We start from the raw sequence: 16,090 nt of genomic DNA on the forward strand, positions 1-16,090 counted from the left end.
ACAGGGTTGCGCATTCTGGTGGTTGAGGACAACGCGACGCTGGCCGGGGGGCTGGCGGCGGTGCTCAAGGGCAGCGGCTATGCCGTCGACGTGGTCGGCGACGGCGCGTCGGCTGTCGCGGTGCTCGCCACCGAACGCTTCGATCTCGTCATCCTCGACCTCAATTTGCCGGAGATGGACGGGCTCGACGTGCTGCGCACCATGCGCGGGCGCCAGCACGACGCCGCCGTGCTGATCCTGTCGGCCAGGCATTCGCTCGACGAGCGGGTCAAGGGCCTCGACCTCGGCGCCGACGATTACATGGTCAAGCCCTTCGACGTCGGCGAGCTGGAGGCGCGTGTCCGCACGCTGCTGCGCCGCCGCGCCGGGTTGAAGGCCGCCACAGTCAGCTTCGGCGAGGTCCAGCTCGACCTCAACACACGCAGCTTCTCCTCGCACGGGGCGGCCATCGACATCCCGGCGCGGGAACTGGCTCTGCTCGAAACTTTGTTCATGCGCGCCGGCAAGGTCGTCGCCAAGCAGGCGATCATCGAATCGCTGGCTGGTTTCGACGAGGACCTCAGCGCCAACGCCATCGAGCAATATGTCAGCCGCCTGCGCAAGCGGCTGGCGCCCTATGGCCTGACAGTCAGGACCGCGCGCGGCATCGGCTATTATCTCGAAAAGATCCAAAACCCCTGATGGCGCGGACGCGGCCCTATTCGCTCCGCCGGCGGCTGTTGCTGTGGCTCCTTGTGCCGCTGGTCGCCCTCGGCCTGATTGCGCTGGCCGACACCTACAACGAAGCCGTGGAAACGGCCAACGCCGTCTCCGACCGCGTGCTCGCCGGCTCGGCGCTGGCAATCGCGGAGCGCGTGGTGGTGGCCGAGGACGGGGCGCTGGAGGTCGACATCCCCTATGTCGCGCTCGAAATGCTGACCTCGGCGGCACAGGACCGCGTCTTCTACCGCGTCGACGGCCCCGACGGCTTCATCACCGGCTACCAGACGCTGCCCGTCATCGACGGGCTGGAGCTCGAAGAAAGCGGGTATGAAGATGCCAGCTTCCGCGGTGAGCCGATCCGGCTCACTTCACTGTCCCGCGCCGCCTCGACGGGTGCGACCTCGATCCCGTTCGTCGTCACCATTGCCGAAACGACGATCGCCCGCACCCAGCTGGCGCAGACCATCCTGCTGCGCTCGGCGCTGAGACTCGCCATCCTGATCGGCAGTGCGGCGGCGATCGTCTGGTTCGCCGTCACCTTCTCGCTCAGGCCGCTCTACCGGCTGCGCGACGCCATTGCCGAGCGCAATCCCGACGACCTGCACCCGATCGAGCAGTCGGTGCCGAAGGAGGTGCGCGGGCTCGTCGACACGGTCAATTCCTTCATGGGCCGGCTCGGCTCGGCGCTCGGCGCGATGCGGCATTTCACCGGCAATGCCAGCCACCAGTTGCGCACGCCGCTGACCATCATCCGCACCCAGCTGGCGCTAGCCTCGCGCGCCCATTCGCTGGATGAGGCGCGGCAGGCAGCCCGGATGGGCGACGAAGCGGTGGCGCATGCCGAGCGCGTCATCGCCCAGCTGCTGCTGCTCGCCAAGGTCGACGAGGCAGCGTCCGACCGGCTGAAGAACCTCGACGCGGTCAACCTGACCGATCTCGCCCAGCAACTCACCGCCGACCGTGTCACCCAGGCGCACGCCGCCGGCATCGATCTCGGTTTCGAGGGCGAGGAACCGCTTCATGTGCGCGGTGAGCCGATGCTGCTCAGCGAAATGATCCGCAACCTGATCGAAAACGTGCTGGCCTATGCCGGCAACGGCGCCGAGGCGACTGTCAAGGTCATCGACTGTGGCACGGACGCGGTGCTGGAGGTCGAGGATACAGGCCCAGGCATTCCGGCACCCGAACTCGAAAGCGTGCGTCAGCGCTTCGTGCGCGGGCGCGAGGGCGACAAGCCCGGCGCCGGTCTCGGCCTGCCCATCGTCGAGGAAATCGCCTCGCTCTTCGGCGGCAGGCTGGAGCTTTTGGCCGGCGCGGATGGTCGCGGGCTCAGGGTGCGGGTGGCGTTCGGCAAAGCAGAGTCGTGACGGGCTGGCCCTCCTGCCCTTTCGCACCCAACCTCGCATCTGGCGGGAAGGAAAAAGCGCCGTCTACTCCCTGACGAACGTCAGATAGGCCGGCGTGCGGTTTTCGCGGATCGCCTTGGCTTCGTAGCGCGTACGGGTCCAGCCCTCGTAGGGCGTGTGCCAGTCGGCGGCTTCGGCGGCCTGCCATGCGAAGGCAGGATGGGCGCGGCAATGCTGCAGCGTCCAGTTGACATAGGTGTCGATGTCGGAGGCGAAGCGGAACCTGGCGCCGGTTTTCAGCACGCGGGCGAAGCGATCGAGATTGACGGGGCTGACGAAGCGCCGCTTCCAGTGCTTCTTCTTGCGCCACGGGTCGGGATAGAGCAGATCGATGCCGTCGAGTGAGGCTTCCGGCAACCAGTCGAGCAACTGGGTGGCGTCCTCGTCATAAAGACGGATGTTGGCGAGCGGCTTTTCATGGAGCGCTGCCGCCATCTTGGCCATGCCGTTGACGAAGGGCTCGATGCCGATGAAGCCGTCATCGGGATTGTTCGCGGCGATGTGGCGAAGATGCTCGCCGCCGCCGAAACCGATCTCGAGCCTGACTTTCGAAACCTCGGCTTCGAACATCGTGCGAAGATCGGCGGGAGCGGCCACGCCAAGGTCAATGCCAAGGCGGGCCAGTCCTGTTTCAAGCGCTTCCGCCTGATACGGGCGGATAGGCTTGCCGCGCCGACGCCCGAAGAAGGCTTCCGTCGAGCGGCTGCGGCGCGGTTCCTGTTCCATCGATATTACGGTCGCCTTAGGCGGCGACCGCATCCTTGAGGGCCTTGACCAGATCGGTCTTCTCCCAGGAGAAAGACCCGTCGCGGCCAGCCTTGCGGCCGAAATGGCCGTAGGACGAGGTCTTGGCGTAGATCGGCTTGTTGAGGTCGAGGTGGCGGCGGATTCCCGACGGCGACAGGTCCATGACCTGGCGCAGCGCGTCCTCCAGCACCGCCTCGTCGACCTTGCCGGTGCCGTGCAGGTCGACATAGACCGACAGCGGCTGGGCCACGCCGATGGCGTAGGACAGCTGGATGGTGCAGCGTTCTGCGAGCTTGGCCGCAACGACGTTCTTGGCGAGGTAGCGCGCGGCATAGGCTGCCGAGCGGTCGACCTTGGTAGTGTCCTTGCCGGAGAACGCGCCGCCGCCGTGCGGGGCCGCGCCGCCGTAGGTGTCGACGATGATCTTGCGGCCGGTCAGGCCGGCATCGCCGTCGGGACCGCCGATGACGAATTTGCCGGTCGGGTTGATGTACCAGTTGCAGTCGTTGGCGATCTCGAGTTCGCCAAGGGCTTCGCGGATATAGGGCTCGACAACCTTGCGGACTTTGCCCGAATCCCAGCTGCCGTCGAGGTGCTGGGTCGAAAGCACGATCTGCGTGACTTCGTGGGCCTTGCCGTCCTGGTAGCGTACGGTGACCTGGCTCTTGGCGTCAGGACCGAGCTTGCCGGCATCGCCCTTGTTTTCGTGACGGGCAGTGGCAAGCAGTTCCAAGATCTTGTGGCTGTAGTAGATCGGCGCCGGCATCAGATCCGGCGTCTCGCGGCAGGCATAACCGAACATGATGCCCTGGTCGCCAGCACCTTCTTCGCCCTGGCGGTCGGAGGCGCTGTCGACGCCCTGGCCGATGTCGGGCGACTGGCCGTGCAGCAGCACGTCGATGCGGGCGGTCTTCCAGTGGAAGCCGGCCTGCTCGTAGCCGATGGCGCGGATGGCCTTGCGGGCCACCGACTTGAATTTGGACGGATTGACGACCGGATGGCCGGCGGCGTCCTTCACGATCTGGCCGTTCTTGTCTTTCTTCAGCAGCGTGTCCGGCACGCGAACTTCGCCAGCGATCACGACGCGGTTGGTGGTTGCCAGAGTTTCACAGGCAACGCGGACCTTCCACGGATCCATGCCGGTCTTTTTGGCTTCACGGTAGACGAGATCGACGATCTCGTCGGAAATGCGGTCGCACACCTTGTCGGGGTGACCTTCGGATACGGACTCGGAAGTGAAGAGATAATTCTGCCGCTGCACGGGATGTCCCCTCTAGAAAGCGACCGGCGCGATGCCGATCATTTGGCGCGACACGTGTTAGCGAAGCCGGCCAGACCTCGTCAAGCAGGCTTTCGTCGCGGAAGCGCTGTTCATGCAAGGGAGTTGCGACGGCGCATCGCCGTCGCACTCGCGCACCGGCCCGAAGATCAGCAGCGATCTTCGGAAAGTGAGATGCGCAATTTGGGCAGTCGCGGAGCCGCCTACGCATCCGTCAGGACGCGCGGCGCTCCTAGATTATTGGTCTTCGTCGTCGGCCAGGACCTTGGCCAGCTCGATAACCTTGCGCCGGACCTTGGGGTTGGAAATCCGGGCAAAGGCGCGGTTGAGCTGGAGACCTTCTGCGCTCGACAGAAAATCGACCACAAAAGACGTGGACGAATCTTCCGACAGCCCCTTGTTCTCGCCGCTCTCGCTGCCGGGAGCATCCTCGAAGAAGAAAGCAACCGGAACGCTCAGGATCGAAGCGATGGCCTGCAGGCGACTCGCTCCAACTCGGTTTGTTCCTTTCTCGTATTTCTGGATCTGTTGAAAAGTAATTCCGAGACTCTCTCCAAGTTTTTCCTGGCTCATTCCAAGCATATTGCGTCGCAGGCGAATGCGTCCGCCGACGTAGACGTCGGTCGGATTTGGTTTTTTCTTGTTCTCTTTTTCCACTGTCTTTCCTCGCCGGATTTTTCCAGCTTATTATTTGGGCAGGCACCCCATTCAGGGCAGTTTATTGCGTCCGAGTGCAGACGTTGATTGGCACAGCTTCTGGCTGCGCGGCGACATATGAGTTTCTAACAAGCACAGTGTCAATTCGCCCTGAGCCTCTGTCTGAGCTTCAAGCCACTTGCCGCAACGGCAATCAACAACATGATCAGAAAACCGTTAACGCGCGAAAACGGCGGCGAGGCAGCGCCAATGGCGGCCACCGGAAGCGAGACATCTATGGTGCCGCGAACATTCATCGCAAGTGCATCCACTACTCGCCCGCTCGGGTCGACAATGCCGGATATTCCTGTGTTGGCCGCGCGCAGGACCGGCAACCCGTTTTCGACCGCGCGGACCTGCGACTGCCGGAAATGCTGGTAGGGGCCCGGAGTGTCGCCAAACCACGCGTCGTTGGTGACGTTCACAATAATCCCAGTTGACGCTGCGTCAACCGCAACCATGCGGGGAAAGATTATTTCGTAACAAATGAAGGCTGATGCCTTGATCCCGCCGGGCAACTCGAGCGGACGCCGGTTGGCGCCGGCGGAGAAATTCATCGGCCCGGCAACCAACTGCGTCAGCCCGATCCGCTCCATCAGCCCGGCAAACGGAATGTACTCGCCAAACGGAACGAGATGGACCTTGTCGACAGCGTCGACGATCTCGCCCTTGTCGTTGATGCTGACAACGGAATTGTAATAGCGGGTGTCGTCGCCGGCTACCGATTCGCCTTCGGCGCGGACGATGCCCGCCATCAGCGTCTGACCGCTCCCCAGCATGTCGCCGATCGCCACCAGCGCGTCCGGCCGCTCGGTAAACAGGAACGGCATCGAGGTCTCGGGCCAGATGATCAGGTCCGGCTTCTTCGCACCCGGCTTGGGGGCCTCGGCCGAGAGTTGCAGCATGCTGGCAAAGATGCGGTCGCGGACGCGTCCGTCCCACTTCTCGGTGAGATCGATGTTGGGCTGGACAATACGGACATTGAGGGTTCGCTCGGCGGGCTGCGCCGGCCGGGACAGCTTGAAATAGCCATAAGCCGCATGGGCCGCGACCAGCACCACGGCCAGTGAGAAGCCGAGCCTGAGGTTGCGCCTGTCGGCGAGCAGCGCCGGCATGGCGAAGACAAAGATGGCCAGCACGTTCATGCCGGTGACGCCCGTAATCGTCACGCTCTGCATGAACAAAGGCACGGGCATGGCGGCAAAGCCGAGCGGGTTCCACGGAAAGCCAGTGAACAGGAAGGTGCGCAGCCATTCGATCAGGCCGAAGGCAAAGGCGAGCGCTGCGATACGGCCGATGCCGTCGCTCCACAACAGCCGCGCCAATGCGGCAGCAAAGCCATAGAAGAAGGCGAGGATCAGCGGGATGCCGACAACGGCGAAGGGCAGCGCCCAGGCAAAACTCTCGGCCTCGACCAGAACTGCGCCGCCGACCCACCAGAGCCCGGCGAGGAAATAGCCGAAGCCGAACCACCAGCCAGCGGCAAAGGCCGGCATGAGGCGGCGCAGGAAGCCTGCGGGCCTGTCGGCGACGGCACCATCAAGCAGCCACACCAGGATCGGGAATGAGACGAAGCAGGCGGCGAAGAAATCATATGGCGCCTGCCCAAGGACGGCAAAGGCGCCGGCCACAAAGGCGACAAGCGCCCTTTTCCATCCCCACAGCAGAATTATCCGCCCAGCGTGGCGCTCCATCCGTGCCCTCGTCGCAGAATCACGGATCGAAGGTGTAGCAGCACCGCAGGGCGGCACCAAATGGCGGACCGCCCGGCAGGCACAGGCTCACGCCTGTTCAGCCTTGGCGCGACGGCGGCGCTCGCTCTTGACGCTGTGGACGATGCGGACGCGCTTGACGCGGCGCGGGTCGGCGTCGAGCACGTGGAATTCGAAGCCCGGGATCGCCTGCACCACTTCGCCGCGCGCCGGCACGCGGCCGAGCGCATTGAAGATCATGCCGCCGATGGTGTCGACATATTCGCTGTGCTCGCCGGGCGAGAACTCCTCGCCGAGAACCTTGGCGACTTCCTCGATCTCGGCCTTGCCGTCGACGACATAAACGCCATCGCCGGCCTGGGTGATCATCGGCTCGTCGTCGTCATGCTCGTCCTCGATGTCGCCGACGACCATCTCGACGATGTCCTCGAGCGAGACGAGACCGTCGGTGCCGCCATATTCGTCGATGACCAGCGCCATCTGGGTGCGCGTCGCCTGCATGCGGCTCATCAGGTCCGAGGCCAACATCGACGGCGGCACGAACAACACGGTCCGGATCAGGTTGAGGTCGCCAATCGTGCGCTTGAGGTCGACCTGGGCGAGGTCGAGCTGCACGTCGGTGGGCTGCACCTTGCGCGTCCTGCCCTTCTTGACGTGCGCGCCACGGGTGATGTGGGCAAGCACGTCGCGGATGTGGACCATGCCGCGCGGGTCGTCGAGCGTCTCGACATAGACCGGCATGCGCGAATGGCCCGACTGCTCGAACACCGAAAGCAATTCGCCGAGCGTCGTCGACAGGTCGATCGCCTCGACGTCGGCACGCGGCACCATGACGTCCTCGACCCTGACTTCGCGGAGCCTGAGGATGTTGTTGAGCATGGCGCGCTCGCCGGGCGAAAACGAATCGGCGTCGCTGCCGGTTTCGGCCAGCGCGTCGACAATTTCCTCACGGATATTGGTACCGTTGCTGCGGTGACGGAAAAAACGGCTCAACCGCTCGATGAATGTTGGTCGCTCGGCCTGGGGGTCGTGCGTCGCTTGTAACGGCGCACTGCTACTAGGTCCGTCCTCGGTCTGGTCGGAGGCCTTTGCCGGGGTTCCCGTATCGGGCGTGGCGGCAGTCTCTTGCTTGTCGTTCATCGTCTTCCGGTCGTTGTTCGTCCCTGTTACGCGTAGGGATCGGGAATGGCAAGCCTCGCCAGGGCCTGGCGTTCGAGGGCTTCCATTTCCTCGGCCTCCTCGTCGGTCTCGTGATCATACCCCAAAAGGTGCAGGAGTCCGTGGATTATGAGGTGGGTTATGTGGTTTTCAAGAGGCTTGCCTTCAAGCGCGGCCTCACGCACGACAGTCTCGTAGGCGAGCACGATATCGCCGAGCATCGGCGGCAACGGGTCGCCCGGTGCCATCGGAAAGGCCGGAAAGGACAGCACGTTGGTCGGCTTGTCCTTCTGGCGCCATTCGGCGTTGAGGCTCTGGATGGCGTCGTCGTCGGTGAAGACAAGGCTGAGCTCGACGCCGTCCACCACCTCGACCTCAGCCTCGACAAGGACAACAGGCACGGCACGGTCGACGATTGCACGCAGCGTATCTTCGTCCGGCCAACCGCCTTCCTCGATCATCAAGTCAATGTCGAGAGCGCCCGCCGCAACGGCGGACGCCGGTGTTTTCTTGTCAGGCATGACCAAAACCGTCCCCGATCAACCCTCGGTGCCAAGGCCGCGGGCGACCTTGCCGTCACGGTCATAGGCCCTGACGATCTCGGCGACGAGCGGATGACGGACGACATCGGCGTCGTTAAAGCGCACGGTCACGGCACCCGGCACGCCGTCGAGGATACGCAGCGCCTCGACGAGGCCCGACTTGGTATTTGGTGGCAAGTCGATCTGCGTCGGGTCGCCCGTGATGATCATGCGCGAGCCTTCGCCGAGACGGGTCAGGAACATCTTCATCTGCATCGAGGTGGTGTTCTGCGCCTCGTCGAGGATGACGGCCGAATGGGCCAGCGTGCGGCCACGCATGAAGGCCAACGGCGCGATCTCGATGACCTCGGCTGCGATCGCCCGCTCGACCTTGTCGGCCGGCATCATGTCGTAGAGCGCGTCGTAGAGCGGCCGCAGATAGGGATCGACCTTCTCCTTCATGTCGCCAGGCAGGAAGCCGAGGCGTTCGCCCGCTTCCACCGCCGGTCGCGACAGGATGATGCGCTCGACCATGCCGCGTTCGAGCAGCATGGCGGCATGCGCCACTGCGAGATAGGTCTTGCCTGTGCCGGCAGGGCCGATGCCGAAGACGAGCTCGGCGCGCTCCAGCGCCCGCATATAGGCGTCCTGGTTGAGCGAGCGGGCGTAGATCGTGCGCTTGCGCGTCGAGATCTGGGCGGCCGCCATCTTGCCCTTGCGCTCCAGTGTCGGCAGCGTCAGCTGGTCGTCGGGGGCAACTGCCATGCGCACGGCGCCGTCTACGTCGGATTGCGCCACTTCGCCGCCTTTCTGCAGGATGGCATAAAGATGATCGAGCGCGCGACGCGCCTGCTCGGCTGCGGTGGCACTGCCCTTGATGGTCAGCTGGTTGCCGCGCGAGCGGATGTCGACGCCGAGTTTCTGTTCGAGACGGGCCAGGTTCTCGTCGAACTGGCCATAAAGCGCACTGGCTAGCTTGTTGTTGTCGAAGGTCAGTACGATGTGCGCCATGTCAGACGCCCCGGAGGGCAGGTTCTTGAGTTCAGCAGCGCTCAACCGTCTCTCCTCATCTGCCGTACGGCCGATCAGACCGCCTCGGCGAACAGGCTGTTGGTGCCTGTCTTCGTGATTCGCACATCAACAATGTCACCGATTTCGCCGGCCTTTTCATCAACAATAACCGGCTGCAGCCAGGGCGACCGTCCGACGATCTGCCCGGGCTGGCGGCCCGGCTTTTCGATCAGGGTCGAAATCGTCTGTCCGACCAGCCCGTCGGCGAATGCGTGCTGCTGCTCGGTGATCAACTTTTGCAGCCGCTGCAGGCGCTCGTCCTTGACCTCTTCCTCGACATGGCCGTCCATTTCGGCACCGGGCGTGCCCGGACGCGGCGAATATTTGAACGTGTAGGCCGAGGCGTAATTGGTCTGGCGCACGATCTCCATTGTAGCCTCGAAATCTTCATCCGTCTCGCCGGGAAAGCCGACGATGAAATCGCCCGACATGGCGATGTCAGGGCGGGCGGCGCGAATGCGGTCGATCAGCTTGAGATAGTCCGATGCCGTGTGCTTGCGATTCATCGCCTTGAGGATGCGGTCCGAGCCCGACTGCACCGGCAGGTGCAGGTAGGGCATCAGGGCGCGCAGGTCGCGATGGGCCGCAATCAGTTCGTCGTCCATGTCGCGCGGATGGCTGGTGGTGTAGCGCAGCCGTGCGATGCCGGGGATCTCGGCGAGGCGAAAAAGCAAGCGCCCAAGCCCCCACTCTTTGCCGTCGGCGCCCTCGCCGTGCCAGGCGTTGACGTTCTGCCCAAGCAAGGTGACCTCGCGCACGCCGGCCTCGGCCAGCCTTTCAGCCTCGGTGACGATCTGGGCGACCGAGCGCGACACTTCCGAGCCCCTGGTATAGGGCACCACGCAGAAGGTGCAGAACTTGTCGCAGCCTTCCTGGACGGTCAGGAAGGCGGTGACGCCGCGCTTGGCGACCTCGGATTTCCTCGGCTGCGGCAGATGCTCGAACTTGTCCTCGAGCGCATATTCAGTCTCGATCACTTTCTGGCCGCCACGCGCCCTCTTCACCACTTCGGGCAGGCGATGATAGGTCTGCGGCCCCACAACGAGGTCGACCGCCGACGCGCGGCGCAGGATCTCCCGGCCCTCGGCCTGGGCGACGCAACCGGTGACGCCGACGATCAGCTCGCGGCCGTTTTCCGCGCGCTCGGCCTTGAGCTTGCCCAGGCGCCCGAGCTGCGAATAGACCTTCTCGGCGGCCTTCTCCCTGATATGGCAGGTGTTGAGCAGGATCAGGTCGGCGTCTTCGATGGTCTCGGTCGCGGCATAGCCGTCGGCGGCAAGCGCATCGCTCATACGCTGCGAGTCGTAGACGTTCATCTGGCAGCCATAGGTCTTGATGAAGACCTTCTTGGCAGCGCCCGTTGCTGCGTCGGCTTTGTTGGCCGGCATGATTTCAGCGATATCGTCGATTTCCATGCGGCGCCTATTAGCGCCTTTCAACGGGAAAAAACAGACGCTTTACGCCTTCGGTGCCACTAGTCGTGGCTGGACGACGTGCGGCGGTCTGGACAGGATGGCCACCACTTCGCATCCGGCACCGCCGCCCAACGCGGTTTCTCCAAAGATCGGCGTCAAATACAGGTACTGATAGGCTCTCTCGCGCCGTCCCAAATACGGCATTTGCCGTATTGCCCACAGTCTCAGCGATAGAATATTCGGCCAACTATTGATTGAATTGGCAGCGGGGATCTGGGTGATGAAATTGAAGGTTGGAGTGTTCGCTGGTCTTTTGGCGGTAGGTATCTGCGATCACGCGCTGGCCGCAGACACTGTTGTGGTTGAACCAGGCTCGACCGCATACAACTGGTCTGGTGTCTATGCCGGCGTAATGCTCGGATATGGAACTGGCGACTCCACTGCAGTTTCCGACGGTGGCTTCGACGGATCAGCTCCTGAGGACCGAGCAGACCTGAGCCCTGGCGGGTTCGCCGGCGCAGCGGTTGCCGGCTACAACTGGCAGCGTGGCCGGTTGGTTTATGGTCTCGAAGGCGAGCTTGGGTATCTCGGAGCCAAGGACAGCTTTTGGGAACCCGAAGGGGAAGATTATTTCGGCCAAACAGAGTATGGCCTCTATGGCAGCCTGGTTGGCCGCGTGGGGTTTGCGGTAGATCGCACGCTCATTTCAGCGAAGGCCGGATTGATCGTCGCCGATATCGACTACGGATATGGTGACACCGACGACGGCGAACCGGACCCCGAAGGTTCGATCTTCGAAAGCCGGGCAAAAGCCGGGTTCACTGTTGGCGCAAGCCTTGAACATGCCTTCACGGACAACTGGGTCGGGCGCCTGGATTACTCCTATTCGGATTTTGGCTCGCATGACCGAACCGATGAATACGACGCGACCTACAAGGTCTCCGACGATATCCATATGATCCGAATTGGCATCGCCAAGAAGTTCTGATCTCAACTTTAACCCCCGCTCCAACCGGGGTTTCTTGCTCACTCAGATTTGGCGCTGTCGTCACCTCACCGCGCCGGCCTGCAATTGCAAGCCGTTGCCGCCTGGCAATTGTCAGCGCGCCGGCAACGGCTGACCAAGCGACTGCTGCATCATGTCGCGGACCCGCTCTTCCATCAGCCGCGTCGCTTCCTTGCGGCTCGACTTGGCGGAAAAGTCGATCGGTTCGCCAAAGCGGATTTCGACGTCGAGGCCGCCTTCGGCCAGCAGTTGGCCGACATGCGGCACCAGGTCCATGTCGCCGATCCAACTGGCAAGCGGGCGATGCTGGCGGCCAAGCGGAATGCCGTGGATGCGGGTATAGGCGATCGACACCGGCTGGATGACGACATGTTCGGCGGCGCCTTCGGCGATCGCCATCGAGGCGGCACCAAACAGCGTGCTCTTGAACGGCAACAGCATGTTGCCATCACCGGTGCTGCCTTCGGCAAACAGCACCATGGCATTGCCGGCGGCGAGACGCCTGGCGATCTCGCTGGCCTGGTCGCCAGACTTGCGCTTGCGCTCGCGCTCGATGAAGACCGTGCGCTGCAGCCGCGACAGGAAACCGAAGATCGGCCAGCCATTGAGTTCCGACTTGGCGATGAAGGTGACGTCGAAACGCGACCCCATCGCCATGATGTCGGTCCAGGAGATGTGGTTGGAGGCGATCATCAGCGGTCGGGTCTTCACCATCTCACCGACGACATGCACGCGCATGCCGAGCGCCTTGAGCATGGCGCGGTGCCAGATCTTCAGGATCACGGTTTCCGGCCACAAGCCGGTCTTCATCGAGATGAGTTGCAGCGGCACCAGCACCAGCGAGGCCGCAACCATCCAGAAGAGCGCGAGCCCCGTACGGATCTTTCCGATCATGTAGCGCTCGACGCCCTTATTGATTTCGGGCTTCTGGCTAGCGAAGATCGAGCCGCATGACAAGCGCGCCCGTCGCCCCTTGCGCCGACTGGTAATAGTTCGGGCGCTTGCCGACCTCGTGGAAGCCGAACTTGCGGTAGAGGCCGATTGCCGGTGCATTGGTCTCGTCGACCTCGAGGAACAGCGCCTCGGCACGCTGGGCGTGCAGTTCGCGCAACACCGCGTCCATCAAGCGCCAGCCTACGCCATGGCGGCGGTGCGACCGCGACACTGCAATCGTCAGGATTTCAGCCTCGCCGGCGGCGAGCCTTGCCAGCACGAAGCCGGCGGGTGCTTCGGCGCCGTGGCCGATCTCGCGGACGGCAAAGCCGAACACCGTGTCCTGTTCGAGAAGTGCCGAAAATTCCTCGCCCGACCACGGCCTGACGAAATCCTCGCGATGCAAGGGAGCGATTGCGGCGCTGTCGCCTGTTGTCAGGAGTTCGAGGGCATAGTCGCGCTTCAGCGGCCAGAACGGCAGTTTCATTTCTCTTCCCTAGGCAGCACGAAGCCAGCCTGCGGCTTGGCATCCGGTGCTCTCAGATAAATCGGCTTCGGTCGCTCACCATCGCCGGCCTTGCCGGCTGCGATGCGGGCATAGGTGCGGATGTCGGCGGTGGCCGACAAGGGCCCGAACGCGAACACCTTGCCGGTGGCAGCGCCGGCGATCAGCTGCGCCGCGGTGCCGGCCAGCGCGATCGTTTCCGAGGCGGCAATGGCAGCCGCCTCGTCGGGTGTCAGGACCGCCGGCTGGCGGATCGCCCGCCCATCTTCATCATAGACGGCCGCATGCAGTTCCGCGCGGCCGGCATCGAGGGCGGCAAGCACCTTGCGCGGGCCGAGCGCCTGGCGCGTTTCGGCGGCCAGTGCCTCCAGCGTCGTCACGCCGACTGCCGGGACCTTCAGCGCCAGCGAAAAGCCGCGCGCCGCCGATACCGCAACCCGCACGCCGGTGAATGATCCCGGACCGGTGGAAACGGCAATCCGCGCGAGATCGGCATAGCTCTTGCCGGCCTGTGCCAAGGCTTCGTCGATGACGCCCATCAGGTGCTCGGCATGACCCTTGCCGAGGTCACGAACGGAACGGCCAAGCTCACGGCCGGCGCCGACGTCGTAGACGCTGGCGGCACAGAGGCTTGCGGCACAGTCGATGGCGAGCAGGATCATTTCTTGCTCCGGATCGGCCGCCGGAGATGGCTGCAACGGAATGCGTTCATGTCGTCCAATTTACCACGGACTGCTTAGCATTCCGTTGGCAAAGCTCAGCCCCGTTCCTTCGCCTTGAGCTCGAGCCGGCGCTTGTGGAGGACCGGTTCGGTATAGCCGTTGGGCTGGGCGCGGCCTTCGAAGACGAGGTCGCAGGCGGCGCGGAAGGCGGTCGACTGGTCGAACTCGGGCGCCATCGGCTTGTAGAGCGGATCACCGACATTCTGCCGGTCGACGATCGCCGCCATGCGCTGCAGCGAATCCATCACCTGGATGTGCGAGCAGACGTCGTGGCGCAGCCAGTTGGCGATGTGCTGGGACGAGATGCGCAAGGTGGCCCGGTCTTCCATCAGCCCGATGTCGTTGATGTCGGGAACCTTGGAGCAGCCGACGCCCTGGTCGATCCAGCGCACGACATAACCCAGGATGCCCTGCGCATTGTTGTCGAGCTCACGCTGGATCTCGTCGGGCGTCCAGTTGGGACGAACGACGACTGGCACCGACAGGATGTCGTCGAGCCGCGCCTTGGGCCGGCTCTTCAGCTCGGCCTGGACGGCATGCACGTCGACCTTGTGGTAGTGGGTGGCATGAAGCGTCGCTGCCGTCGGCGACGGCACCCAGGCGGTGTTGGCGCCGGCGCGTGGGTGGGCGATCTTCTGCTCCAGCATCGCTGCCATCAGGTCGGGCATCGCCCACATGCCCTTGCCGATCTGGGCATGGCCCGACAGGCCGCATTCGAGCCCGGTGTCGACGTTCCAGGCCTCATAGGCATTGATCCATGGCGCCTGCTTCATGTCGCCCTTGCGCACCATGGGGCCGGCTTCCATCGAGCTGTGGATTTCGTCGCCGGTGCGGTCGAGGAAGCCGGTGTTGATGAACACCACGCGTTCCTTGGCGGCACGGATGCATTCCCTGAGGTTGATCGTGGTGCGCCGCTCCTCGTCCATGATGCCCATCTTGATGGTCTTGCGCGGCATGCCGACAAGCCGCTCGACGCGGTCGAAGATCTCGACGGCAAAGGCAACTTCCTCGGGACCATGCATCTTCGGCTTGACCACATACATCGAGCCCGCGCGGGAATTCATGCGACGCCCGTTGGCGCCGACGTCATGAAGCGCAATCAGCGCGGTGATCGCCGCATCCATGATGCCTTCGGGCACCTCGTGGCCGTCACGGTCATGGATCGCGGGATTGGTCATCAGGTGGCCGACATTGCGCACCAGCATCAACGAGCGGCCGGGCAGCGAAACGGTCTTGCCGTCGGCACCGGTATAGGAACGGTCGGCGTTCAGCTTGCGGGTGACAAGCTTGCCGCCCTTGTCGAAGCTTTCCGCGAGATCGCCCTTCATCAGGCCGAGCCAGTTGCGGTAGACGGTGACCTTGTCTTCGGCGTCGACTGCCGCGACCGAATCCTCGCAGTCCTGGATGGTGGTGAGAGCGGACTCCAGGATCATGTCGGCGATACCGGCCGGATCGGTCTTGCCGATCGCACTGTCCCTGTCGACCACCACCTCGACATGCAGGCCGTTCTTGACCAGCAGCACCGCATCGGGATTCTTTGCCTCGCCGCGATAACCGGCGAATTGTTTGCCGTCGCCCAGTACAACCGAACCGGCAGCGGTGGCAAGCTTGAGCGTGCCGCCCTCGACCGCAAGCGCAGTCACGTCAGACCAGTTGCCCGACGCCAGCGGTGCGGACTGATCGAGGAACGCCTTGGCCCAGGCGATGACCTTTTGGCCACGCTTGGGATTGTAGCCCTTGGTCTTCTCGGCGCCGTCGGCATCCGGGATCGCATCGGTGCCGTAGAGCGCGTCATAGAGCGAACCCCAGCGCGCATTGGCGGCGTTCAGCGCATAACGCGCATTCATCACCGGCACTACAAGCTGCGGCCCGGCGACGGTGGCGATCTCGGGATCGACATTCTCGGTGGTGACAGCAAAGGCTGGCCCCTCGGGGGCCAAATAGCCGATCTCGCTCAGGAACGCCTTGTAGGCCGCCATGTCGTGCGGGGCGCCATGCTTGCGGTACCAGGCATCGAGCTTGAGCTGGAAGTCGTCGCGCTTTTCCAAAAGCGCCCGGTTTTTCGGCGCCAGATCATGCACGATCGCGGCAAAACCCTCCCAGAACGCATCCGCATCCACACCCGTCCCCGGCAGAGCCTCCGAGACCACGAAGTCGTGGAGCGCGCGCGCAACAGAAAGGCCATGAAGGGAGACAGTATCGGTCATGAGATGCGCT

At 63.7% G+C, this 16,090-nt stretch carries 15 protein-coding genes; 3 read left to right on the forward strand and 12 right to left on the reverse strand.

Features of this window, described 5'->3' with window-relative positions; genetic code table 11:
* Nucleotides 1-6 precede the first annotated feature (6 nt).
* Nucleotides 7-681 (forward strand): response regulator, encoded by a 675-nt coding sequence (locus DY201_RS00150; RefSeq protein ID WP_115729329.1) that lies wholly within the window; start codon nucleotides 7-9, stop codon nucleotides 679-681.
* The gene (locus DY201_RS00155) at nucleotides 681-2,069 is read left to right on the forward strand and encodes a sensor histidine kinase (protein ID WP_115729331.1); all 1,389 of its coding nucleotides are present in this window, start codon (nucleotides 681-683) and stop codon (nucleotides 2,067-2,069) included. Before DY201_RS00150 ends, DY201_RS00155 begins: the two co-directional genes overlap by 1 nt.
* Nucleotides 2,070-2,132: 63 nt before the next feature.
* Here the strand turns inward: DY201_RS00155 and trmB are convergent, their stop codons facing one another.
* The 8 genes from trmB to miaB all read right to left on the reverse strand — a co-directional run bounded on the left by trmB (nucleotide 2,133) and on the right by miaB (nucleotide 10,707).
* Complete coding sequence (gene trmB / locus DY201_RS00160) at nucleotides 2,133-2,834, reverse strand: tRNA (guanine(46)-N(7))-methyltransferase TrmB (protein ID WP_115729334.1); 702 nt, start codon at nucleotides 2,832-2,834, stop codon at nucleotides 2,133-2,135.
* A 16-nt stretch (nucleotides 2,835-2,850) separates the two neighbouring features.
* On the reverse strand, nucleotides 2,851-4,116 hold the full coding sequence (metK, locus tag DY201_RS00165; RefSeq protein ID WP_115729335.1) for a methionine adenosyltransferase: 1,266 nt from the start codon (nucleotides 4,114-4,116) through the stop codon (nucleotides 2,851-2,853).
* A gap of 255 nt (nucleotides 4,117-4,371) precedes the next feature.
* Nucleotides 4,372-4,791 (reverse strand): helix-turn-helix domain-containing protein, encoded by a 420-nt coding sequence (locus tag DY201_RS00170; RefSeq protein WP_115729337.1) that lies wholly within the window; start codon nucleotides 4,789-4,791, stop codon nucleotides 4,372-4,374.
* A gap of 140 nt (nucleotides 4,792-4,931) precedes the next feature.
* A complete protein-coding gene (lnt, locus tag DY201_RS00175) occupies nucleotides 4,932-6,524 on the reverse strand; it encodes an apolipoprotein N-acyltransferase (RefSeq protein ID WP_115729339.1) in 1,593 nt (530 codons plus the stop codon).
* A gap of 87 nt (nucleotides 6,525-6,611) precedes the next feature.
* Complete coding sequence (locus DY201_RS00180) at nucleotides 6,612-7,682, reverse strand: hemolysin family protein (RefSeq protein ID WP_115729341.1); 1,071 nt, start codon at nucleotides 7,680-7,682, stop codon at nucleotides 6,612-6,614.
* 26 nt (nucleotides 7,683-7,708) lie between these two features.
* Nucleotides 7,709-8,221, reverse strand: coding sequence for an rRNA maturation RNase YbeY (ybeY, locus tag DY201_RS00185; protein ID WP_115729343.1), 513 nt, complete (start codon nucleotides 8,219-8,221; stop codon nucleotides 7,709-7,711).
* An 18-nt stretch (nucleotides 8,222-8,239) separates the two neighbouring features.
* Nucleotides 8,240-9,232, reverse strand: coding sequence for a PhoH family protein (locus DY201_RS00190; RefSeq protein ID WP_371746544.1), 993 nt, complete (start codon nucleotides 9,230-9,232; stop codon nucleotides 8,240-8,242).
* Nucleotides 9,233-9,306: 74 nt separating this feature from the next.
* Nucleotides 9,307-10,707 (reverse strand): tRNA (N6-isopentenyl adenosine(37)-C2)-methylthiotransferase MiaB, encoded by a 1,401-nt coding sequence (gene miaB / locus DY201_RS00195; RefSeq protein WP_115729345.1) that lies wholly within the window; start codon nucleotides 10,705-10,707, stop codon nucleotides 9,307-9,309.
* 280 nt (nucleotides 10,708-10,987) lie between these two features.
* Between miaB and DY201_RS00200 the strand changes: the two genes are divergently transcribed.
* Entirely contained in the window at nucleotides 10,988-11,695 is a 708-nt protein-coding gene (locus tag DY201_RS00200; RefSeq protein ID WP_115729346.1) for an outer membrane protein, read from the forward strand.
* Nucleotides 11,696-11,806: 111 nt separating this feature from the next.
* On the opposite strand, the gene olsA is transcribed toward DY201_RS00200, so the two are convergent.
* The 4 genes from olsA to DY201_RS00220 form a co-directional block, all read right to left on the reverse strand.
* Nucleotides 11,807-12,607, reverse strand: coding sequence for a lyso-ornithine lipid O-acyltransferase (gene olsA / locus DY201_RS00205; protein WP_115733495.1), 801 nt, complete (start codon nucleotides 12,605-12,607; stop codon nucleotides 11,807-11,809).
* Nucleotides 12,608-12,644: 37 nt separating this feature from the next.
* Nucleotides 12,645-13,133: a GNAT family N-acetyltransferase gene (locus tag DY201_RS00210; RefSeq protein WP_115729348.1), complete on the reverse strand. Its 489-nt coding sequence runs from the start codon at nucleotides 13,131-13,133 to the stop codon at nucleotides 12,645-12,647.
* Nucleotides 13,130-13,813, reverse strand: a complete 684-nt coding sequence (gene tsaB / locus DY201_RS00215; protein ID WP_115729350.1) for a tRNA (adenosine(37)-N6)-threonylcarbamoyltransferase complex dimerization subunit type 1 TsaB — start codon at nucleotides 13,811-13,813, stop codon at nucleotides 13,130-13,132. Before tsaB ends, DY201_RS00210 begins: the two co-directional genes overlap by 4 nt.
* A 95-nt stretch (nucleotides 13,814-13,908) precedes the next feature.
* Entirely contained in the window at nucleotides 13,909-16,080 is a 2,172-nt protein-coding gene (locus DY201_RS00220; protein ID WP_115729351.1) for a malate synthase G, read from the reverse strand.
* Nucleotides 16,081-16,090 lie beyond the last annotated feature (10 nt).

Origin of the sequence: Aminobacter aminovorans (assembly GCF_900445235.1) — a bacterium.
Classification (GTDB): domain Bacteria; phylum Pseudomonadota; class Alphaproteobacteria; order Rhizobiales; family Rhizobiaceae; genus Aminobacter; species Aminobacter aminovorans.

Bases quoted from the DNA above. Each gene is read 5' to 3' on its own strand.
- tsaB (WP_115729350.1), bottom strand. From the start codon at position 13,813: ATGATCCTGCTCGCCATCGACTGTGCCGCAAGCCTCTGTGCCGCCAGC.
- ybeY (WP_115729343.1), bottom strand. From the start codon at position 8,221: ATGCCTGACAAGAAAACACCGGCGTCCGCCGTTGCGGCGGGCGCTCTC.
- DY201_RS00155 (WP_115729331.1), top strand. From the start codon at position 681: ATGGCGCGGACGCGGCCCTATTCGCTCCGCCGGCGGCTGTTGCTGTGG.
- miaB (WP_115729345.1), bottom strand. From the start codon at position 10,707: ATGGAAATCGACGATATCGCTGAAATCATGCCGGCCAACAAAGCCGAC.
- lnt (WP_115729339.1), bottom strand. From the start codon at position 6,524: ATGGAGCGCCACGCTGGGCGGATAATTCTGCTGTGGGGATGGAAAAGG.
- olsA (WP_115733495.1), bottom strand. From the start codon at position 12,607: ATGATCGGAAAGATCCGTACGGGGCTCGCGCTCTTCTGGATGGTTGCG.
- DY201_RS00180 (WP_115729341.1), bottom strand. From the start codon at position 7,682: ATGAACGACAAGCAAGAGACTGCCGCCACGCCCGATACGGGAACCCCG.
- DY201_RS00200 (WP_115729346.1), top strand. From the start codon at position 10,988: ATGAAATTGAAGGTTGGAGTGTTCGCTGGTCTTTTGGCGGTAGGTATC.
- DY201_RS00190 (WP_371746544.1), bottom strand. From the start codon at position 9,232: ATGGCGCACATCGTACTGACCTTCGACAACAACAAGCTAGCCAGTGCG.
- trmB (WP_115729334.1), bottom strand. From the start codon at position 2,834: ATGGAACAGGAACCGCGCCGCAGCCGCTCGACGGAAGCCTTCTTCGGG.
- DY201_RS00220 (WP_115729351.1), bottom strand. From the start codon at position 16,080: ATGACCGATACTGTCTCCCTTCATGGCCTTTCTGTTGCGCGCGCGCTC.
- DY201_RS00210 (WP_115729348.1), bottom strand. From the start codon at position 13,133: ATGAAACTGCCGTTCTGGCCGCTGAAGCGCGACTATGCCCTCGAACTC.